The following is a 20,741-nucleotide window of genomic DNA, read 5'->3' as shown; positions in this document are numbered from 1 at the left end:
CCCCTGTGGAAACAATTGACAATGATCTCAATCGCATCTGCCCGATTGAGCGCCGAAACAAGCAATCTACCGTGCGTCATTCACGAAAGATACTGCCAATCTCGCATACGGTGGAGGGTGTGAAACGCTCTGCCATGGAACTCGCCGCAATTGCCACCGCCGCCGTACCGGGATTAACCCCGGTCGGGTTCGCCGCGTTGTCCGATGATGCAGAAGACTTCGATTCAGCACTCATCGTGGACGCTCAAAAACACCGCTGGCGTGTACGCTCACCGCGCCATGATGAAGCAAGTATGCGCTTGGAAGCCGAGCTCTCAGCCTTACGCGCATTCTCAGCGAAGGTCCGGGCGGCTTTGCCGTTCTCGCTTCCTTCGGTGGCTGGCACCGTACGCCAAGGGCCATTGCGTACCTTCGTATACAAAGATCTGCCCGGAAGGGTTCCTACCCTCGAAGAATTGGTCGAGGAAGGAAGCAAACTTGCAGTGGCTTTAGGCCAGTGCATGGCAGCGATTCATCAGATTCCCGACGAATCCGTTGAGGTTGCTGGTTTGCCAACCTACACCGCCGATGAGGTGCGCCAGCGAAAACTCAACGAATTAGATACCGCGGCCGCTACCGGTCGGGTGCCGAGCGGTTTACTTCGTCGCTGGGAACATGCCATGGAGGATGTCTCTCTTTGGCGTTTTAACGCCACCGTAGTTCATGGTGACTTTGACGAAGAACAACTTCAGGTTTCACATTCGAGCATTACCGCGGTCAAGGGCTGGACCGATCTGCATGTGGGAGATCCTGCCGACGACTTTGCCTGGCTTTCAGCCATCGATGACCATGGCTTCAGCGAACGCGTATTTGCCGCCTATGTTGAGGCACGCGGTAAATCCGCTGACCCGCATATTATGCGCCGTGCCGCCTTGGCCGCAGAATTCGCGCTGGCCCAATGGCTGGTGAAATCCTTGGACAGCAAAGACGCAGAACGTATCGCCGATGCCGAAGAAATGCTGCAGGAACTAGATACCAATATTGCCGAATACGGCGGACAGCCGCTGTCGGTGGTCGAAGCCCCACGCCCATTGGCCGCCCCCGCCCCGGTACTTGCACCGGAAGTTCCAAGCGAGCCGCAGAAGGCCAGCGCTCCCGCAATCAACACTTCGAAGGTCACCCAGCTGGCAGTCGATGATGATCCAGAGCCTCTGCCATCACCCGAGGATGCTGAAGCTTCGGCTGAACAGGCACCGCAAAAGTCAGTCAGCCAAGAGCAGGTTCCACAAACCAGCGACGAGTCTGCTGATGCAACGCCGGAACCTGTAGCAGCCGTTAAATCCGAGGACTCGGTGCCAGCGAAGGACACCGAGCCAAAGGAAAAAACTAGCTCGTAGATCCTTTTATTTCCTGGTCTGTCAGGGTTTCAAAGGCGTTGGCAATCATTGATTCAAGTTCTTCCTCGGAAGCCAAAGATTCTGCGTGAATTGTGATGCCTGCGCTGACATAGTAGAACGCTGCTTGGATCTGTTCCAACGGAATCCCATGTAGTCGTGACCAGCCCAAGCGGTACACAGCTAACTGAACCAATTTGCTCTTCAAGTCTTTTCCGCTTGGCACTCGGCCGGTTTTCCAGTCGAGCATCAACCAGGTGCCATCTTCGAGATGAAATACCGCGTCGATACGGCCACGTACCGCAACCGGCCCCACACGTGTTTCAAGTGGCACCTCCACATATGCCGGCTGTCGATCAGCCCATTCGCTAGCGAGGAACGCTTCCTTCATTGATTCAAGATCCAGCACATCGTCAATATAACGATCCGCTGGTTCCACGATCTCCCCCAAGTCCAGCATTTGGGTTTGTTCGTAAAACTCTTCAATCCACGCATGGAACGCGGTACCTCGCCGTGCGGCTAAACCGGGGCGGCGAGGGATGGGACGGCGAAGATTTTCCAGTACTTCTACCGGGTCCTCGGCAAGCTCCACAAAGAGCGAGGCTCGCACATGTTCGGGCGCTTCAATGACACGTTCACGATTGTTGAGGAACTCGCGTTGTGCCAACAGTCGGTTCGCTTCGTCGTTCCAATGTTCACCAAAGCTGGTGAGCATTTGAGGGTTGTCTTTGTCCGCAATTACGTCATCGGCCAAAATGTGTAGGACTTCTCTGCGCGAGTATGGATGTGGTGTTTTTTGCACGGCACCGGTAATCACCGGACCTTCCAACGGGTCATAAGGCCAGACGGCTTCTAATGGTTGGGAACGTACCGGGTTCTCTTCCGGGGCTTGCTCATTTTCCACCCACGTCCCGATCTCGGCGTGTGGGTTTTCTTGATTCACCAACGGAAGTAGTGCATTCATAAAAACCGAAGGCTCACAGGGTTTGGTCCGCGAGCCCGACCAGACGCTGCTAGAACAGATCAGTAGCGACTTCGCCCTGGTCACGGCAACATAAGCCAGCCTGCGTTCCTCGGCAATATGGTGGTCATCCACACGATCTTTAAAAATGGACTCGGCTTCGATCAATTCCTTGAGCGCCGGCTGGTCGGTATCCCACTGTGGCAAATCGCCGCTGTCCCCGCGTAAGGGCCACGGCAGTGCTTTATCTCCGCTGGTCCAGCGATCTGATTTGGCGCCCGGGAACACTCCCTCGTTTAATGACATCACCGCGACGGTGTCCCATTCCAGTCCCTTTGAGGCGTGAATCGTGAGCAGCTGAACTGCCTGCGGGTCTGCGTCTTCCGAAGGTAGTGGCAAGCCTTTCTCTTTCTCTGCGGCTTGTTCAAGCCACATTAAGAATCCGGCCAGCTCAACCCGTGGGGCATTGCGGCAATATTCGCGCACCACATCGGCAAAAGCATCGAGGTTGACGCGATATTTATCCGTGGCAATCCATGGTCGTGACGCCACCTCAATGTCCAAATTCATCGCTCTTTCGACCTCACGGATTAACGCTTCCAGATCATCATTGGCGATCAGGCGTAGCTGACGTAATTCTGCGCGCAAGGCTTCGAGACGTTCAAAACCAATATCAGAGATACTGCGTCCATCAGAACTGGTCCATTTCGCCGGTGGCAGGTAATCGAGCGCTTCAACAAGGCTGGCCGCATCGTTTAACTCGGCGCGGGCCGCTTCCTGCCCACTTTGCTGTTCGGTCAGCGCTTCGGCAGAATCTAGTTCTGGGTTCAGTCCCTTTTGCCGGCGACGGGCCAGCGAACGTGACCAGTCGGCAAATGCCGCTAGATCTGCCGCTCCAAGCCTCCATCGTGCTCCAGCCAGTAGCCGCATCAATTTATCTGAACGTAACGGATCAACAAGCACCTGCAAACAAGACACCAAGTCGGTTAGTTCGGGGGTGCTCAGTAATCCGGACAGCCCTACAAGCTGGTACGGGATTCCTCTTTCACCAAGCACCTCCCCCATCACCGATAAATTCGCTCGGTTACGGCTGAGCACCGCGCTGGTCTTGAGCACAGTATCGGTACCTGGCTTGTTCTGCGCCACGATAAGATCTGCAATTTTCTCAGCTTCGTCGCGCACTGTGGCGCAACGGTTGAGCACTACCCGTCCCTGCTGCGCAAAAGCAGAGGGTTCCAGAGGTTTGACCGACACCGGTCCGCTAACTGGTTCCTGCCCACCAGCGGTGATCTGGTTTGCCGCTTCCAAAACGTTGACGGTATTTCTCCAGGCGACCGTGAGGTGTTTGACGTGGGCAACTTCCCTGCCAGACTCACGCACGATAGGAAACTCTTCTGGAAATCTGAAGAGCTGCCCGGCACTGGCTCCGCGAAAACCGTAAATGGACTGATTCGGGTCTCCGACTGCGGTTACTGGATGACCGTGTCCATACAGTTCAGAGAACAACACCATTTGGGCATGCGAAGTATCTTGGAATTCGTCGAGCAAAACCACCTTATGGTTGGTTCGTTCGGCGAGCGCCGCCGCCGGAACCTGCTGGGCAATATGTGCCGCGTGGGAGACTAGATCACCGTAATCCATCACACCCAGTTTTTGCTTCGACAGCGCATATTCTTGAGCTAATTCAGCAATAGTGGCCCGAGACGCAAGCTTGTCTAGTAACTTTTGAGCAGGCGCGGTTCGGTTCTTTTCCTTGTCAGCCTCCATTGGGAGAACGTTGAGTTCTTCGATGAGGTTATCAAGCCATTGTTGGGCCTGCGGTGGTGAGACCAGATGTTCTGAGGACTCGGAACTAAAAGATACGATCGCATCGATCAAAGTGCTGGTCGCCGAACCTAGGTGTTTGTAACTTCCGGTGTAGCTCTCCAAGACCTGATGAGCTATTTGCCAGGATTGGGCAGCTCCAAGTAGCACCGTGTCTTCTTCAATGCCCAGCCGTAGTCCATAATCCTGGACCAAGGTATTTGCATAGGAATGATAAGTAGAGACGGCTGGGTCAAGGAAGTCACGGGTGTCTTCCTCACTCAACAACCCCGTAGCGACAAGCTGCGCAATCTTCGCACGGATACGCACCGAGAGCTCTCCGGCAGCCTTACGGGTAAAGGTCACACCAAGAATTTCTTCGGGACGAACCAACCCATTGGCAACAAGCCAGACCACTTTATCGGCCATAGTTTTGGTTTTACCCGACCCAGCGCCGGCAATCACCAACATTGGTTCTAATGGCGCAGAAATGATCTCCGCTTGTTGCGCGGTGGGTGGAAACTGCTCCCCCAAAGCTTCGGAGAGTTCTAGTGGGGAGAATCTAATATTGCTCATGGTTCGGTGACCTGTCGTCCTTCTTCGCACAATGGGCAGATTTCGGGCAGCATACAAGAGCCTCGGAGCCCCTCTGAACCAACCGTGTGGCGGGTAATGAATTCGCTCTCGCCCATCAGTTGCGCGGCCTGCAGAATCAGCTCACGGGCCCAGGTGTCCTCGCCCAAGGCTGGCTGGTCCCTAAGCGAAGCCGACTTCGTCGAGGTGCCGACATATACCAGTGAGGCGCCTGCCGGTTCGGAGGATAGCTGCGCGGTTTCATCTTGCTCCTGCAGTGCGCCGAGTTGGATTGCCGTTTGATAGACCGCAAGCTGCGGATTAGTTTCGGTGAGCTTCGCCGAGGGTGCGGTGCCACCGGTCTTCAGATCCACCACGGTAACCCTGCCGTTTTCGTCCGCCTCAATGCGGTCAATAACGCCGCGCAGTTGAATGCTTTTCCCTTCGTTTGGGACATCGACTTGGAACGGTAACTCGATCGCAGCCAATGTTCGTCCAGAAGTACGCATGGTGATGGAATACTGTGCCAGTTTTTTGAGCATCTCTTCGGCTCGGTCAAAATCTCGTTGTCCTTCCCAATTGGGAAGCTTTTCCAACTCTGGCCAGCGCTGCTCCAAGATCTGTGCGTATTCGTTGCCACTGGCTTCGGGGTGTTCCTCGGCGATTGAGTGGATCAGGGTACCTAAGGAGGCGGCAAAGTCATGGGCTGCTTGCCCGCCGGCGCTTTGGACAAACCAGTTCAGCGGTGACTTCACCAGGGTTTCCACCTTGGACGGCGAAACTCGAAGTGGCTGGTCTTCAGGAACCACGGGAGCATTTGTACTCAATGGTTTCAGCCCCCACCAGCTCTGTGGATGGGCACCCCGCACCGGATAGTCATTTCGTGCCAATCGGTTAAGGACCGAGGTGGCGTCGTGATAGATCTCTTGAGCTGAGCCGTTCACCGGTTCTGGAATGGCTCCGAGTTGCGCAGCCTTGGCCCGTTCGGCCATTAAACGTAGTTCCGCCACCAAGGTTGATAATGCCCTGATACGAGGGACCTCGGTGAGTTCTCGGGCTACCGCGTCGTGTGGATCTACAAGGTCCAAGAACGAGGATGGTTGCGAGTCTTCGTTGTCGACCGCAGTACAGATCAGCATTTTTGACGCGCGCGAAACTGCGTTGCTGAAACTTCGGGTTTCATCACTACGAATTCCACGCATCAGTTGTGTCGGGGTTCGAGTGCTTAAGAAGGAGATTCCATGCTCAACCGCGTCAGCCAGCGCATTGGAACCCAGCAGTTCCCCACGGAGGCGTAGATTCGGCCAGCTACCTTCTTCCAAGCCTGGGATGAACACCACCGGCCATTGTTTCCCTGCCGCTGCAGCGGTAGTTAGTACCGTCACCGTTTGGGTACCGGTAGCTCTAGACGCCAGCGAGTCCATAGGCAGGTCTTGATGCAAAATATGGTCTAGGAAAAGCTCCACGCTGGCACCAGGCAGCTGGTCCACGAACCGCTCTGCTGCTTGGAATAGCGAGAGCACTGCGTCCAGATCATGGTCGGCCCTGCGCGCGACATTCCCCGTTCCCAACGCTTCTTTACGCCAAACGTTGGCGCGCCCCGAGGCTTCCCACAAAGCCCATAAGGCGGTTTCTGGTGTCGCTTGTCCGGTGGCTAGTTCCGTGCGTAACGCAGCAAACATGGTCAGCAAGCGGTTAAGTCCGAAGGCCACAGGGCCCAAGGTTTCGGTCAACTCTGGTTCGTGAAGGGTGGCTTCGAGAAGTTCTTGGCTGGAGCGTCGCCCACCTTGTGAGCTTTCGCGTTGGCGCAACATCTGACGCAGGCGACGAATCTCCAAAGCGGTGCTCATGCCATAACGCGAGAGCAATAAGTTTTGCATGAGTAACGGATCATCACTGACACCGTCTGCTAAGGCAAGCTGGACCAGATCCAATAACGGCCGGACAGCTCCTTCATCCTTCAACGGGATTTCTGCAGGTGGGACCTGTACCGCAATCCCCTGACCTTCGAGGAAACGACTGAGCGAACGCACCTGCGAACCGTTACGGACCACAATGGCAATATCTGAAAGCGGGAACCCTTCATAGAGGTCCATTTGCACTATGCGTTGGGCAATATAGCGTTCTTCCAGAGTGGAGTTTTCGAAACACAGCGCCAGAACTTCGCCATCTTCGATGTCGGGAAGTGCGTGCAAGGCGCGGCCACGTTGGCCTGCTGCCAAAGGGATGCGGCGCACCACGCGCTGCCAAGCCTCCATGATGGCGGGGGCCATGCGGAAGCTGCTAGTTAATTCGAAAAACTGAATATCGCCATTTGCACTGTAGGACTGCGTGAAACGACTCAGTTCGTCTGCACGGGCACCACGGAATCCTTGAACAACATTGTCTGGAGCAGCAAAAGCAACTATGGAGCGGTCACGTCCAATCATGCGCAGGAGCCGGTGTTGGGACAACGTCGCTTCTTGAAGATCGTCCACTAAAATTAGTTGCAGTTTTTCGTGCTCGTCGTTCAGAAAATCTGGATTTTGCTCAAGAATTTGTGCGGCGCGTGTCATCAGTCCCGCAGGGTCAAAGGCTTCGGCACTGCCCAAATCGAGCAGGTCTCGATATTCCTGGTAAAAACGTGCCGCGGCAACCCATTCGCTACGTTTAGTTTGTTCACCTAGTTCGGCGATATCCACCGGTTCAAGACCAAGTTCCGAGACCCGGTCAAAAAATTCACGCAGTTCTTTTCTAAACCCTCGAGTCTCTACGGCCAGATCCAGATCTGCGGGCCATCCCGGGCTTTCGGTAAGACCTTGCCGGTGCCCGTCAAGCAGGTTGCCGATAAGTGTGTCTTGTTCTGGTCCCGATAAAAGTCGTGGTGCGCGTTCTAAGGTAGGCAATAAACCTTCTAGCCGTGCCCGGCGGATCAGGTCGAATGCGTACGCTGACCAGGTTCGAACCACCGGTTCGGTAAAGGTTTGATCTGCTCGGCGACTAAGTTCGTCTCGAATTCCGGCGGCCGTAAGACGAGTTGGAGCAATGATCAACAGCTGTAGCGGATCTAAGCCAGCGCCAAGGTGCCCAACAGCCAGGTCAATAAGGGCTGTAGTTTTTCCGGTGCCAGGGGCTCCAGTGACTAGCGTCGGTTTTTCTACCACTGATAATTGCTCAAGCAATGAAGCGGTATCTAATGGTGCCGAGTCGGACGATTCTTCCATGTTCATAGTTGATCATCCGCTGGCGACAAGTAGCTTGCTTGCAACGCCGCTTTCAAAGATTGAATTTGTTCCCACTGGGCATCATCTGGTTGCCACCGTGCTTGGCTCATATCAACGCGTTGGCCCTTGCGTGGGGTACCTTCGGTTTTCCATGCGGTATTGCCTTGCTCAGCAAGGTCCGGTGGCAGTGTGCCATCGGCTCGGATAATCCGCCACCAAGGCGTTGCTGACGGTGAAGAAGTCATAGCCTTTCCTGCTTGTCTTGGGCCACCGCTACCTAAGAGTTCTGCAACGTCACCATAGCTAAGGACCGCGCCTGGCGGAACTAATGCCGCGAGCCGGTGAACGGCTTCGGCATATTCGAGACTTGCGGGTGTGGGTACGGTGCTCATGTCACCATTGTGCCAACTTCCAGATCCCCATCCACAACCGGAGCGTCAGTGGAAAAGTTGTAGGAACGAACGGGTAGCGTTGTTTTCATGAATGAATGGCATAAGGGCCTTGTCGTTGGCTTTGACTTGGAAACCACAGGCGTCGATACCAACACCGCTCGCATCGTCACCGCGTCAGTGGTTCTTCTCGATGCCCAAGGGCAGGTAGTGAATCAGCGCGAGTGGCTCGTTGATCCTGGAGTCGAGATCCCCGAGGCAGCAACCGCTGTCCACGGTGTTTCCACCGAAAAGGCACGGGCCGAGGGAATGCCTGCGGCGCAAGGCGTCGACGAGATCCTCAATTTGCTTCAGTTTGCTGCCAAACAATCTCCCATTGTGGCGTTTAACGCGTCCTACGATTTCTCGGTTCTGCATGCCGAGGCGTTGCGTTATGGTTTAGTACCGCTCATTCCCGGAAACGTGATTGATCCGTTCATCATCGACAAGCAAGTGGACAAGTTTCGCAAGGGAAAGCGCACGCTTGCCGCAGCCTGTGAACATTACGGCGTAGTGCTCGAAAATGCGCACACCTCGTTTGCCGACTCAGTTGCATGCGTTGGTGTGGCTCGCGCCATTGCGCAGAAATATCCTCAACTTCAGGTGGACCCACAAGACTTGCATGGTTGGCAGATTGGCTGGGCTCGGGATCAAGCCGCAAGCTTTCAAGAATACCTACGAAAGCGTGATCCTCAGGCTGTCGTTGACGGTGCTTGGCCAATCAAAGACAGCTAATGGCCTGATTTTCCACTAACTGTTACTCACTTCACAACCCTCAAAGCGACTCCCCCCGAATTGCCGGGTAAGTCAATCGTTCATCTTCAGTCACAATTCAGCGAATCTTCTTCGACAACACCGTCAATTACACCCGAAATTAAGAATAGTTACCTTATTCCAAGGGGCGTTAGGGCGATATTGTTCGATGATGATTCAATGGAGGGTACTCTCTATACCCCTTGAGAATTGAAGGAACGCGCCTAGTGATCACAATTAGTGACCTGCGTAAGGTCTACCGCCAAGGCAACAATGACGTTGTTGCCCTCGACGGCGTGAGCCTTGAAGTCCCCACCGGGAAAATTCACGGCATTGTTGGACACTCCGGAGCTGGTAAATCCACGCTCGTGCGATGCCTAACTTTGCTTGACCAGCCGACCTCCGGCACCGTTGCTGTCAACGGCAAAGAGCTAACTAACGTCAGCGACGATGAGCTGCGTAATGCCCGTCGTCGTATCGGTATGGTCTTCCAGCATGCGAACTTGTTCGATTCACGTACCACCGAACAAAATATTGCCTACCCACTAGAACTGGTAGGTACTCCCAAGAAAGACGTTGCGAAAAAAGTTTCGGAACTTCTTGAGCTCGTGGGCCTGACACAGTTCGCCAAAGGCTACCCCTCGCAGCTTTCCGGCGGTCAGCGCCAACGCGTAGGCATTGCCCGCGCATTGGCCACCGACCCCGATGTGTTGCTCTGTGACGAGCCGACCAGCGCGTTGGATCCGCAGACCACCAATGAAATTCTTGAACTTGTCAAGGAACTACGCAACCGTCTAAACATCACCGTGTTGATCATTACCCACGAGATGCACGTCGTGAAGCAGGCCTGTGATTCGGTGTCTCTTCTAGAAGCCGGCAAGATCGTTGAACACGGCGACATTGAAGCGGTCATTACCAACCCTTCAGGACGTTTGGCTTCAACGCTACTTCCACTTCCAGGCGACGCTCCACAGGTCGATGGTGCCGGACCGGTGGTAGATCTGCTCTACACCGGAGATCAGGCCACCGAGCCAGTCATCTCAGGAATTGCGCGTAAGTTCAACACCGACGTCAACGTATTAGCAGGCTCCGTTGAACATCTAGGCGATCAGCAGTTTGCACACTTACGCGTGCAGTTTGCCCCTGATGCAGACCTTGGCGCAATCGTCGAATATCTGAAGTCCGCTGGAATCGCAGTAACCGTGAAGGAGGCCAAGTAAGTTATGGATTTCTTCACTGAACTCTTGAACAACCCAGGTATCACCAGGGCTATGTGGCCAGCCACCGTGGAAACGCTGCAGATGGTACTGATTGCCACAGCATTCACCATTGTCATCGGTTTACCACTGGGAATTCTGTTGCATAACACCGGCAAAGGTGGACTGCTACCCATCCGTTGGCTGAACGTGGTGCTCTCCGGCATCATCGTCAACATCACCCGTTCGATTCCGTTCGCCATCTTGATGGTGGCTCTGATTCCCGTAGCCAAGGCCATCACCGGCGAGTCTCTCGGCCCGGTGGCAGCCTCCGTGTCATTGACCATCGGCACGGTTCCCTTCTTCGCTCGGCTTGTTGAAACTGCGTTGCGTGATGTTTCATCCGGCAAGGTTGATGCGGCATTGGTGATGGGATCCACCAAGATGCAGGTTATCCGCAAAGTCTTAGTTCCCGAAGCGATGCCAGGTCTTATCGCCGCACTGACTACCACCGTGGTCACGCTCATCGGTTACTCAGCGATGGCCGGACTAGTCGGTGGCGGTGGCCTGGGGCGTCTGGCTTACAACTACGGCTTCCAGCGCTACGACATGGGAATCATGTTGGTCACCATGGTCATCATCCTCATCATGGTCCAGATCGTACAGATTGTTGGCGACATCGTCGCTCGCAAGATCGATCACCGTTAGATAATTTTCCGTCGGTCACCCGACGGGCTTGGTCGGCAGAACTGCCATACCTAACCTCCCCTTTCGTTACCGGCAACGGTTCGTACTCAAAGGAAAACACTCACAATGCGTACAAAGCTCGCACTTGCCATCACTGGTGTCGCTACTCTCTTTGCGGTGACCGCCTGCGGTAGCACCGGATCCACCGAACCCTCGGCGGCACCAAGCCTCGACCCAGCAAACCCTGTCGTCGTCAAGGTCGGCGCTAGCCCGGTCCCGCACTCCCAGATTCTCGAATTCATTGATGAGAACTTGGCTAAGGACGCCGGTATCGACCTGGAAATTCAGGAAATTGATGACTACCAGACACCAAATATTGCTCTGGCCGATGGCACCATCGATGCTAACTACTTCCAGACCGAGGCGTACCTAGCACAGCAGGTTGCTGACAAGGGTTACGAATTCGAACACGGTCAGGGCGTCCACTTGGAGCCACTGACCATTTTCTCGAAGAAGTTCGATAAGCCTGAAGACGTCGCCGACGGCTCATTGGTGCTGTTGAATAACGACCCGGTGAACCAGCTTCGCGGGCTGCGCGTGCTGGAAAGCGCGGGACTGCTTTCGGGACTTACCGACGATGATTCAGCCCTGACGCTTGACGGCGACGATACCAAGAACCCGAAGAAGCTAACTTTCAATGAAGTGAACTCGGAACAGGTTCCAAAGTTCTACGCCGAAGATGACAACATCGGACTGGCAGTGATCAACGGAAACTACATCGTTCAGGCGAAGCTGAATCTGGATGAAGTACTTGCGCAAGAATCATCACAGGACAACCCGAACTCGAACTTCCTGACCTGGCGTGCAGGCGAGGAAACTCCAGCCATTGCCAAGCTTGACGAGCTGCTGCACTCCGAAGAAGTAGCCGCATTCATCAAGAAGACCTGGACCGACGGAAGCGTTATCCCAGCTTCATAAGGACTCCAAAGACCTAAAGTAGCGCTCCTTTGCCCAGCGGGCAGAGGAGCGCTACGTCGTTTAATCTCAAGAATCTGTTGAAGAAGCTGCCTCCCCAGACAAACCAAGGAGTCTGGCTCCGTTCTCCCAAAGCACCGCTCTGAGCCAGGTTCGCCCAAGCCCTAGTCGGGCTAGAGCCTCGATTTGGTGGGCATAGGCATACGGAATATTCGGGTAGTCTGAGCCGAGAATGATCTTGTCCTGCAAGGCCGGTAAACGGTTGATATAGCTATCTGGCATCGGCGCAAATCCATTTGTGAAGTCGGTACCCACCATGGTGGTATCTAAATGTACGCCCACAAATTCCTCGGCTAAATCCGCAAACTCGTGATACTCGGGCATGCCCATATGCGCAATCACCAGCACCAATTCGGGGAATTTCTCCAAGAGCCGGCGGACATGTTGCGGTCCGGTGAAACTACCGTCGAGCGGTGCAGAGCCGGCGTGGATTACGACCGGGATTTGCTCGTGTTCAAGCGCTCTCCACGCTTCATCCAGTTGCACATCATTCGGTGTGAAGCCGCCGACCTGAATGTGGAGCTTAAATAGTTGTGCACCAGCGTCGATGGCTTCTTGGACGTAGTTGCCAACTCCGGGTTCCGGGTAGAAAGTCGCACAGTGCAAGGCCCCGGAGACGCGACTGCTGAAGTCTTGTGCCCATTCATTGAGCCACCTCGCCATGCCTGCCTTATGCGCGTAGGACAACGCGGGAATAGCTACTACCCCGATCTCGCGAAGCCGCTTAATGCGCGACTCTTCGTCCATTCGATACGTAATGGGCCACGGGCGGCCATAACTTTGTTCTGCCTGATCAAAGTACGCCCAGACTTTTTGCAACATTGGTTCTGGGAGGAAATGCACGTGGATATCGGCGAGGCCTGGAATACCGAGATAATCCAAAAATTCGGGGATCTGTTGATCCGTTTTTGGCACCAGATGCTCCGAGACCGCGTCCGTCATAAACCGTTCCTCATGTTTCTTGCAACCATTGATGTTCTAGCCAAGCTATCAAGTTCGGCTCTACAAGTCCTCCGTGAATTCTCCAGGGCATAAAACCGAGATACCAGCTTCCACATTGTGGAGAGCTAGTACCTCGGTAATTAGGGGGTTATGCCTTGGCAGCAGCGGCGGCCCGCGCAGCCGCTGGAAGTGCTGCGAAGATCTTCTCCATTGCCTCATCATCATGCGCTGCTGAGAGGAACCAAGCTTCGAACACACTTGGTGGCAGGTAAACACCTGAGTCAAGCATCGAGTGGAAGAACGGTGCGTAGCGGAACGCTTCCTGAGCCTGTGCATCTGCGTAGTTATGTACGCCCTTGGCCGAGGTGCCAAACGCTACCGAGAACAACGAACCTGCGCGCTGGATCGAGTGATCCACCCCTGCCTCGTTGAAAGCTTCGCTGAGCTTCGCCTGCAGAGCGGTGGACTGCTTAAGAATGTGAGCGTAGACCTCATCGGTGGCGTGGGTTAGCTGAGCGATGCCGGCAGCCATTGCTACCGGGTTACCCGAGAGCGTGCCAGCCTGATATACCGGGCCCAACGGGGCTAGATAATCCATGACGTCGGAGCGACCACCTAAGGCAGCGGTCGGAAGGCCGCCGCCGATGACTTTACCGAAGGTGTATAGGTCCGCATTCCAGCCTTCGTCCTTGCCGCTCAGACCCCAGTAACCGGAGGATGATGCGCGGAAGCCGGTGAGGACTTCGTCAAGGATCAGCAGTGCGCCGTACTTGGCGGTAGTTTCCTTGAGGAACTTGTTATAACCCGCGTCCGGAGTGACGACGCCCATGTTGCACGGTGCTGATTCGGTGATCACGGCGGCAATATTTGCCCCGTGCTCGGCGAATGCGGCTTCAACCGCTGCGCGGTCGTTGTATGGCAACACGAGGGTTTCGGCAGCGGTGGCCGCGGTGACTCCGGCGGAACCTGGCAGCGCCAAGGTTGCAACGCCTGAGCCGGCATCGGCCAACAGGCTATCGAGGTGGCCGTGGTAGCAACCAGCAAACTTGATGATCAGTTCGCGGCCGGTGAAGCCGCGTGCCAAACGCACCGCGGTCATGGTCGCTTCGGTACCGGTGGAGACCATACGTACCCGGTCTACACCTCCCACTCGATCCTTGATCAGCTTGCCAAGCTTCGCCTCATCCGGGGTTGATGCGCCAAAGGACAGCCCGCGGTCAACGGCTGCGTGAACCGCCGACTGAATCTCGGGGTGAGCGTGACCCAACAACGCTGGACCCCAGGAGCAGACTAGGTCAACATATTCCTTGCCGTCTGCGTCGGTCAGGTAAGCACCCTTAGCGCCGACCATAAATGGTGGTACGCCGCCAACGGAGCCGAAGGCGCGAACTGGCGAGTTCACGCCACCGGGCATTACTTCTTGGGCCTCGGCGAAAAGCCTCTCGGAATTCGACATTTATTTCTTTCCTTCGTTCAACCAGCCGGCAACTTCGGCTGCGTAATAGGTCAAGATCTGTTCGGCGCCCGCACGACGAATCGACAGCAACGACTCCATCACGGAGGCCTTGCGGTCAATCCAACCATTGGCCGCGGCAGCTTCGATCATCGCGTATTCCCCGGAGATCTGGTAAGCGGAGACCGGTACCGGCGACATCTGTGCGATGTCAGAGACGATATCTAGGTAGCTCATGGCTGGTTTCACCATGACCATATCTGCGCCTTCGGCGAGGTCCAGCTCGACCTCCAGCAGTGCCTCGCGGCGGTTCGATGCGTCCATCTGGTAGGTACGGCGATCGCCTTGCAACTGCGAATCGACGGCTTCACGGAACGGTCCGTAGAAGGCGCTAGCGTATTTTGCCGCGTAAGCGAGTACCGCAACATCTTGTTTGCCGGCCTGGTCTAGGGCCTCGCGGATGACGGCGATCTGCCCGTCCATCATTCCCGATGGGCCGAGGATATGCGCGCCGGCTTCAGCCTGCATCACTGCCATTTCGGCATAGATTTCTAGGGTGCGGTCATTGTCCACTGCGCCCTTCTCATCAAGCACGCCGCAGTGTCCATGAGAGGTAAATTCGTCCAAACAGACATCAGACATGATCACTAATTCGTCGCCAACTTCTTCGCGAACAGCGGCGATGCCCCTATTCAAAATTCCTTTCGGATCGATCCCGGCGCTGCCGGTCTCGTCCCGATGCTCTGGGATACCAAAGAGCATTATGCCGCCCAAGCCACGCTGCGCTGCATCCGCCGCGGTAGCCTTGAGCGAATCCATGGTGTGTTGCATGACGCCAGGCATGGAGGTGATCGGGTTCGGCTCGGTGAGTCCCTCACGGACAAAGGCAGGCAGGATCAGCTGTCGCGAGGAGAGCTCAAATTCTGCCACGAGTCGACGAACTGCAGGATTCTGCCGGAGTCGGCGAGGTCGGTGCTGAGGGAAACCCATGTCACTTCTTTCTAGAATTGATGATTCACTTTTTGATTAGTTCTTGGGCCGCTAAGGCCAGACCCGTGGGTGTTGGTTCACTAGCAATCGCGTCCACTGGTAACCCTGCTTGTCGCAGGGCCTGCGCGGTTGGCTGGCCAATGGCAATGTTTTGCACCCGTTCGACCAGCGTGTCACCGGTCAGTTCAACAAAACGCCGCACGATACTTGGTGCGCTGAAAACCACTAGGTCAAATCGGTCGAGATTCCCGGCGATCTCCCATGGTGCAAGCACTTGCGCTGCGGCTGGCACCTCGCTGCTGCGTAATGGGACTGCTCCACTCGGTGCGTCAACGGTCTGGTAGGCCACAACCTCATCGAGCCGATGGCCGGTCAGCCCTGTCGCAAGAGTTGAGCTGGCAAGATCTCCATGTGGATAGAAGATTTTCTGTCCTGGGTCCAAGTGCCATTGCTCCACCATTCCGGCCGCAGATTGATCCGTGGGCACAAAATCGGAGACAACGCCCATACGCTCTTTGGCTACCGCAGCGGTTTTTGTTCCAACCGACGCAACCTTCAGCCCGTCTGGAAGTGCTTCTCCGTCGAGGATCGTAGCGATGAGTTCAACAGTATTCACCGAAGTGAGCACCAGCCACTGATACTCCCCGGCGACTAACGATTGAATCGAGCGACGCAATTCGCTCAGATCCTGCGGCCAGACGGTTTCGATCAGCTGGGCAGAGAAACATTCAATGCCCAGCTTCTCGAATTCCCGCACGGTGGCGGCGGCTCGCGCCGCCTCGCGCAAGATGAGTGCCTGGTGGCTCATGTGACCGCTTAGACCAAACCCGCGACAACCGCGGCGCCGTCGGCGATCATCGATTCGGCGAGGCTACGTCCAAGTTCTTGGGCGGCTTGCACTGAAAGCCCGTTGCTTTGAGCGCTACGGCGCATGGTTTCGGAACCGTCCGGGTTACAGGCGACAGCTTCCAAGATCAGTGTCTGTCCCTCCACCCGAGCCAGTGCACCAATCGGCGCTGCGCACCCTGCCTCCAAGGCAGCCAACAGTGCGCGTTCGGCTTCGACCTGCATACGTGTTGGCAGGTGGTCCAAATCCGCCAGTGCCTGATCCAAGGCTGGATGGTCCGAACCGGTGCTGCGCACTTCTAAGGCGAGCGCACCTTGCCCCGGGGCTGGCAACATGATCTGCGGGTCCAGATATTCGGTGATGTGCTTGTCCAAACCCAACCGGCGCATCCCGGCCGCAGCCAAAATCACCGCGTCCAGATCGCCCTGCACACTTCGCCCTACACTGCCATCATCATGGGTATCTCCGATCCCCTTGACCCGACCAAGTCGGGTGGGGACGTTGCCACGAATATCAACGATTTGGAAGTCTTGACGGAAAGCCAAGAGCTGGGCCGCACGGCGTGGTGACCCAGTACCGATTTTTGCCCCTTCGGGCAGCTCGGAAAGTTTCAGACCATCACGGGCGCATAGTGCGTCACGCACGTCTTCACGTTCTGGAATGGCCGCCAACACCAATCCTTCAGGCTGCTTGGTGGGCAGATCCTTCAAGGAATGCACCGCCAAATCGCATCCGGAATCTAGCAGATGCTGACGCAGTGCGGCAGCGAAGACTCCGGTTCCGCCCAGTTGTGACAGTGGGCCAGTGATCACGTCTCCTTCGGTCTTCACCAAAATGGTTTCAACCTCTAGCCCGGAAGACTGTGCCAATCGTTTAGCTGCCCAACCGGTTTGTGTAGTCGCAAGCGCGCTTCCGCGCGTTCCTACACGAAATGTCTCGCTCATGGCGCAGGCACCCCCACTTCTGAATCGACACCTGCGATGGTAGGACGCAAGGTTCCATCCAGCGCGCGCTTTTCACAACAATTCGGACGGCACACATCAAACCATGGTCCGCCCGTCACCACGCTAATCCGTCCGTCGCGCAAAGCTTCGCCGTTGGCATCGGCCAAACGCTCCTCGACCAGATCCACCAGCCCAGAAACGAAGGCATGGTGCGTGCCAGGAGTCGCAGCCCGACTAAAGGCAAGGCCAAGCTGTGCACAGCTGTCCTTCGCTTCAGTGTCTAAGTCCCAGAGCACTTCCATGTGATCGGAAATGAACCCAATGGGCACCACCACAACGCCTGCTACTCCGGCGTCCGCATCGGCTTGAAGTGCATCATTAATGTCTGGTTCTAGCCAAGGCACGTGTGGTGCACCGGAACGCGACTGGTACACCAGGCTGTGTTCCAGGCCCTGTGCTTCGGGTACGTTGGCCAAAATATGTTCTGCTACTGCACGGTGCTGCGCGGTGTAAAGATTCTCGCTCGCCGTGGCACGTAACTGCGCCGGGCCAGCCGCGTTAGCGTCCGACATCGGGATCGAGTGAGTCACAAAGACGATCTTGATCTTGGCGTCGTTTTGGTTCTTTGCGCTCAGTTGCGCACGAACCTCGGCTAACGAAGTGCTTAGTCCCTCGATAAACGGCTGCACGAAGGCGGGCGTATCAAAGAACTGACGCAACTTATCAACTTCGAGCACACCTTCCAGGCCGGTCTCGCGTAAGCCCATACCCAAATCTTCGCGGTACTGGCGGCACGCCGAATACCCGGTATAGGCACCGGTGCCCATCAGTAGCACCTTGCGATGCCCGTCGGCTGCTATATTCTTCAGCGTGTCATTGACGAACGGGTGCCAGTTGCGGTTGCCCCAGTACACCGGAATATTGATATCACGCGCCGCCAGCTCGGCTTCCAACGCGGCAAGTAATGCACGGTTCTGGCCGTTGATCGGCGAAACCCCACCGTTTTTGCGATAGTGCACCGCGACTTCTTCCAGGCGTTCGTCGGGGATCCCACGGCCTGCGGTGACGTTGCGCAGGAACGGGATCACATCGTCTTGGCCTTCGGGACCTCCAAAAGAGGACAGCAGGATCGCGTCATAGGCTTTAGGGACCATTTGACCGTTGGCGTCGTAGCCGGTGCGTGGATCGAAATCCTGGGTCACTTCAAGACCTCGATGGCCTCGGCGGCCGAGATCCGGCGTCCGGTGTAGAACGGCGTCTCTTCGCTGACGTGGTGGCGCGCTTCGGTGTAACGCAAGTGACGCATCATATCGACCAGGTCGATCATGTCATCGGCTTCCAAGCAGATCTGCCACTCGAAGTCGCTGAAGGAGAACGCTGCCACGGTATTAGCCAGCACGTTAGGGAATTCGCGTCCAAGCATGCCGTGATCGCGCAGCATCTTGCCGCGTGCCGCAGGGTCCATGGTGTACCAGTCGTGGGAGCGGACGAATGGGTAAACGGTCATCCACCCCTTCGGATCCACACCGCGGGAGAAGGCCGGCGAGTGGTCCTTGGAGAATTCGGCTTCACGGTGCACGGCCATCGTGGAGTACACAATTTCTGTGCCAGCAAGTAACGCACTGCGACGGACCTTGCGCATCGATGCCTGCAACAGTTCAGCTGCCGGACCATGCATCCAGACCATAATGTCGGCTTCTTCGCGCATCATCGATACATCGTAGATGCCGCGAACGACCGCACCGGCCTCGGCGAGTTCCGCGATGAGCGAGTCAAACCCGGTGGCCTCAGCCGCGCCCAGTTCCACCTTGGCGGAACGCTTGAACACGGTCCACAGGGTGTAGAACATGGTCGGGTTTTCCCCGGCGGCCTCACGGTCTCGCATGACCGGCGAATTATGCTGTGGTACGTAGCTCACTGAGGTTTTCTCCTTGATCATCTGATCTAACTTAAACGGTTATCTCGAAAATTAGCGGGCGCTAATGGCAACGCTGCGGCGTGTGTGGCCGATGACTCTGGCCAACCCGGTGCCGGCAAGCCATGCGCCCACCACATCCAACCCATCAAAATCTTGTACTGCGTCCTGGAGCTGAGCACGGCGTGCGCTAGCTTCCTCGCCCTGCAACGGGACCATGTCGTTGAAACGCGAAATAGCGCTACCCACCACATCACCCTGGTTTAATTGAACACCTAAAATCTTTGAAGCATCTTTGATGGCCTGCTCAAGCAATGCTTGTGTATCGCCTGATTCAACGATTGGCTCATGTTGTCCGATACGCCCAAAGGACAGGCGAACCACATGAGTTCCTGGCCCTGACTGTTCGGCGAGCCAAGGCCATTTGGCGCTGGCGTGAGTCAGCGCCTTGGCGACAACAGGCGCGTTCTGCGCTACTAACGCGCCTGACCCTCGCGGTGCCTCATCAAGTTCTGGCTTATCGACCACCAGCACTACCAAGGCGACGGAGTTCGACACTGCCTCGGAGCTGATGCGCTTGGAGTCTTCAAACATCGGGTTGAGCAGATTCAGCGCCGCTTGCGCTTCGGTAGCGATGACCACCCGGTCTGCGGTTAGTTCTTGGCCTAGGCTGTGGACCGTGTAGGGGTGCGGTGCTTGGGGATCATGATCGATTTTGGTGACCGGAGAATTCGCTACCAGCGCCACTGATGCTGCGGTCAGCTGTTCGGTGAGCGTGGTGACCAGCGTGTACATGCCACCGTCTAGGCCAGCTACTCGCGAACCTGCCGGTGCATCACCTTGGAGTTTGGCTACCGCTTTAGCCAACGAGCCGGTCTCTTGCATGGCGGCGCGGAGCCCAGGTGCGGCAGCGTCGATGTCGATGCGCGCTGGATCCGTGGAGTACACGCCGTTGACCACTGGGGCGACTAAGGCATCAAGGACACCCTGCCCCATCCGGTTGCGGACGACCTCGGCCAGTGAGAGTTTTTCTGTGGCCCATTTTTTGGGCATGGGAGTGACTAGATCTGCCGCGGCGCGCACGGTGGCGGCGCGGCCGATGATGCGTCGCACGTCGTCGTTGCGCACCTGTGCTGGGATCCCCATCAATGAAGTGGCAGGCAAGGGATTAGCTACTAGGTTCTCACCTTCGCCCTGAATCAGCCAGGCATCGACACCGGTAGTTGGCGTGATCTTCTCGCCGAGGTCTAGCTCGTCGAGGTAGGAGACCACCGTGCCTCCGCGCACCGCGAAGGACTCGGCGCCTGCATCTATCTCCAAACCGGCAACGTCTACTCGGCGCACACATCCACCAAAGCTTGAAGCGGCTTCAAGGACGGTGACCCGGTATCCGGTCTGGCGTAGTTCGCGGGCGGCAACTAGACCCGCGATGCCGCCACCGACCACGATGGCGTGTGGTGTTTGTGGATCGGTGACTCGATCTTTTGCTGTGCGGGATTCGGCCGCGGAACGTACCTTTTCCAGTAGCCGCAGTGCATGGGCCGCCGTGTCTGAGGCGAGGTCGCGCCGTGCCTTAGTTGCTGAACGCTCGCTTGGTTTTTCTGACGCCGGGGAGTTGCGCTGATTCCTGGTCATATA

16 protein-coding genes are annotated in these 20,741 nt (G+C 56.3%); 5 read left to right on the top strand and 11 right to left on the bottom strand.

Features of this window, described 5'->3' with window-relative positions:
• Positions 1–5: 5 nt before the first annotated feature.
• The gene (locus IEX04_RS15705) at positions 6–1,376 is read left to right on the top strand and encodes a phosphotransferase (protein WP_229677187.1); all 1,371 of its coding nucleotides are present in this window, start codon (positions 6–8) and stop codon (positions 1,374–1,376) included.
• Here the strand turns inward: IEX04_RS15705 and IEX04_RS15700 are convergent.
• Genes IEX04_RS15700 through IEX04_RS15690 form a run of 3 tightly spaced genes read right to left on the bottom strand, consistent with a single transcriptional unit; the run spans position 1,366 to position 8,305 of the window.
• On the bottom strand, positions 1,366–4,713 hold the full coding sequence (locus IEX04_RS15700) for an ATP-dependent helicase (RefSeq protein ID WP_188687011.1): 3,348 nt from the start codon (positions 4,711–4,713) through the stop codon (positions 1,366–1,368). The genes IEX04_RS15705 and IEX04_RS15700 overlap by 11 nt on opposite strands.
• Positions 4,710–7,919, bottom strand: a complete 3,210-nt coding sequence (locus tag IEX04_RS15695; protein ID WP_188687009.1) for an ATP-dependent helicase — start codon at positions 7,917–7,919, stop codon at positions 4,710–4,712. The genes IEX04_RS15700 and IEX04_RS15695 overlap by 4 nt, the downstream gene beginning before the upstream one ends.
• The gene (locus IEX04_RS15690) at positions 7,916–8,305 is read right to left on the bottom strand and encodes an MGMT family protein (protein ID WP_188687006.1); all 390 of its coding nucleotides are present in this window, start codon (positions 8,303–8,305) and stop codon (positions 7,916–7,918) included. The genes IEX04_RS15695 and IEX04_RS15690 overlap by 4 nt, the downstream gene beginning before the upstream one ends.
• An 87-nt stretch (positions 8,306–8,392) precedes the next feature.
• Between IEX04_RS15690 and IEX04_RS15685 the strand changes: the two genes are divergently transcribed.
• From IEX04_RS15685 to IEX04_RS15670, 4 genes are all read left to right on the top strand, one after another.
• A complete protein-coding gene (locus IEX04_RS15685) occupies positions 8,393–9,076 on the top strand; it encodes a 3'-5' exonuclease (RefSeq protein ID WP_096256015.1) in 684 nt (227 codons plus the stop codon).
• Positions 9,077–9,321: 245 nt separating this feature from the next.
• A complete protein-coding gene (locus IEX04_RS15680; RefSeq protein WP_096256013.1) occupies positions 9,322–10,314 on the top strand; it encodes a methionine ABC transporter ATP-binding protein in 993 nt (330 codons plus the stop codon).
• Positions 10,315–10,317: 3 nt separating this feature from the next.
• Positions 10,318–10,998 (top strand): methionine ABC transporter permease, encoded by a 681-nt coding sequence (locus IEX04_RS15675; protein ID WP_096256011.1) that lies wholly within the window; start codon positions 10,318–10,320, stop codon positions 10,996–10,998.
• A 105-nt stretch (positions 10,999–11,103) separates the two neighbouring features.
• Positions 11,104–11,955, top strand: a complete 852-nt coding sequence (locus tag IEX04_RS15670) for a MetQ/NlpA family ABC transporter substrate-binding protein (protein WP_188687004.1) — start codon at positions 11,104–11,106, stop codon at positions 11,953–11,955.
• A 66-nt stretch (positions 11,956–12,021) separates the two neighbouring features.
• Here the strand turns inward: IEX04_RS15670 and IEX04_RS15665 are convergent, their stop codons facing one another.
• The 8 genes from IEX04_RS15665 to hemG form a co-directional block, all read right to left on the bottom strand.
• Positions 12,022–12,954, bottom strand: coding sequence for an amidohydrolase family protein (locus IEX04_RS15665; RefSeq protein WP_096256008.1), 933 nt, complete (start codon positions 12,952–12,954; stop codon positions 12,022–12,024).
• A gap of 148 nt (positions 12,955–13,102) precedes the next feature.
• Positions 13,103–14,410 (bottom strand): glutamate-1-semialdehyde 2,1-aminomutase, encoded by a 1,308-nt coding sequence (hemL, locus tag IEX04_RS15660; RefSeq protein ID WP_188687001.1) that lies wholly within the window; start codon positions 14,408–14,410, stop codon positions 13,103–13,105.
• Complete coding sequence (gene hemB / locus IEX04_RS15655) at positions 14,411–15,397, bottom strand: porphobilinogen synthase (protein WP_096256004.1); 987 nt, start codon at positions 15,395–15,397, stop codon at positions 14,411–14,413.
• A 25-nt stretch (positions 15,398–15,422) separates the two neighbouring features.
• The gene (locus IEX04_RS15650; protein WP_188686999.1) at positions 15,423–16,205 is read right to left on the bottom strand and encodes a uroporphyrinogen-III synthase; all 783 of its coding nucleotides are present in this window, start codon (positions 16,203–16,205) and stop codon (positions 15,423–15,425) included.
• An 8-nt stretch (positions 16,206–16,213) separates the two neighbouring features.
• Positions 16,214–17,188 (bottom strand): hydroxymethylbilane synthase, encoded by a 975-nt coding sequence (gene hemC, locus IEX04_RS15645; RefSeq protein ID WP_096256001.1) that lies wholly within the window; start codon positions 17,186–17,188, stop codon positions 16,214–16,216.
• Positions 17,185–18,390 carry a ferrochelatase gene (locus tag IEX04_RS15640; RefSeq protein WP_229677186.1) on the bottom strand — a complete coding sequence of 402 codons (1,206 nt, stop codon included), beginning with the start codon at positions 18,388–18,390 and terminating at the stop codon, positions 17,185–17,187. The genes hemC and IEX04_RS15640 overlap by 4 nt, the downstream gene beginning before the upstream one ends.
• On the bottom strand, positions 18,387–19,073 hold the full coding sequence (gene hemQ / locus IEX04_RS15635; protein ID WP_096256045.1) for a hydrogen peroxide-dependent heme synthase: 687 nt from the start codon (positions 19,071–19,073) through the stop codon (positions 18,387–18,389). Before hemQ ends, IEX04_RS15640 begins: the two co-directional genes overlap by 4 nt.
• 84 nt (positions 19,074–19,157) lie before the next feature.
• Positions 19,158–20,738 (bottom strand): protoporphyrinogen oxidase, encoded by a 1,581-nt coding sequence (gene hemG, locus IEX04_RS15630; protein ID WP_188686997.1) that lies wholly within the window; start codon positions 20,736–20,738, stop codon positions 19,158–19,160.
• Positions 20,739–20,741: the final 3 nt, after the last annotated feature.

It is taken from the genome of Glutamicibacter ardleyensis, assembly GCF_014644555.1.
Lineage (GTDB): Bacteria > Actinomycetota > Actinomycetes > Actinomycetales > Micrococcaceae > Glutamicibacter > Glutamicibacter bergerei.
The sequence above is the reverse complement of the archived record's forward strand: the minus strand, read 5'-3'. Positions and strand labels throughout refer to the sequence as shown.

Excerpts from the sequence above, each read along its gene's own strand:
- IEX04_RS15700 (WP_188687011.1), bottom strand. The coding sequence starts at position 4,713 with ATGAGCAATATTAGATTCTCCCCACTAGAACTCTCCGAAGCTTTGGGG.
- IEX04_RS15695 (WP_188687009.1), bottom strand. The coding sequence starts at position 7,919 with ATGAACATGGAAGAATCGTCCGACTCGGCACCATTAGATACCGCTTCA.
- IEX04_RS15690 (WP_188687006.1), bottom strand. The coding sequence starts at position 8,305 with ATGAGCACCGTACCCACACCCGCAAGTCTCGAATATGCCGAAGCCGTT.
- IEX04_RS15685 (WP_096256015.1), top strand. The coding sequence starts at position 8,393 with ATGAATGAATGGCATAAGGGCCTTGTCGTTGGCTTTGACTTGGAAACC.
- IEX04_RS15675 (WP_096256011.1), top strand. The coding sequence starts at position 10,318 with ATGGATTTCTTCACTGAACTCTTGAACAACCCAGGTATCACCAGGGCT.
- IEX04_RS15670 (WP_188687004.1), top strand. The coding sequence starts at position 11,104 with ATGCGTACAAAGCTCGCACTTGCCATCACTGGTGTCGCTACTCTCTTT.
- IEX04_RS15665 (WP_096256008.1), bottom strand. The coding sequence starts at position 12,954 with ATGACGGACGCGGTCTCGGAGCATCTGGTGCCAAAAACGGATCAACAG.
- hemL (WP_188687001.1), bottom strand. The coding sequence starts at position 14,410 with ATGTCGAATTCCGAGAGGCTTTTCGCCGAGGCCCAAGAAGTAATGCCC.
- hemB (WP_096256004.1), bottom strand. The coding sequence starts at position 15,397 with ATGGGTTTCCCTCAGCACCGACCTCGCCGACTCCGGCAGAATCCTGCA.
- IEX04_RS15650 (WP_188686999.1), bottom strand. The coding sequence starts at position 16,205 with ATGAGCCACCAGGCACTCATCTTGCGCGAGGCGGCGCGAGCCGCCGCC.
- hemC (WP_096256001.1), bottom strand. The coding sequence starts at position 17,188 with ATGAGCGAGACATTTCGTGTAGGAACGCGCGGAAGCGCGCTTGCGACT.
- hemQ (WP_096256045.1), bottom strand. The coding sequence starts at position 19,073 with ATGCGAGACCGTGAGGCCGCCGGGGAAAACCCGACCATGTTCTACACC.
- hemG (WP_188686997.1), bottom strand. The coding sequence starts at position 20,738 with ATGACCAGGAATCAGCGCAACTCCCCGGCGTCAGAAAAACCAAGCGAG.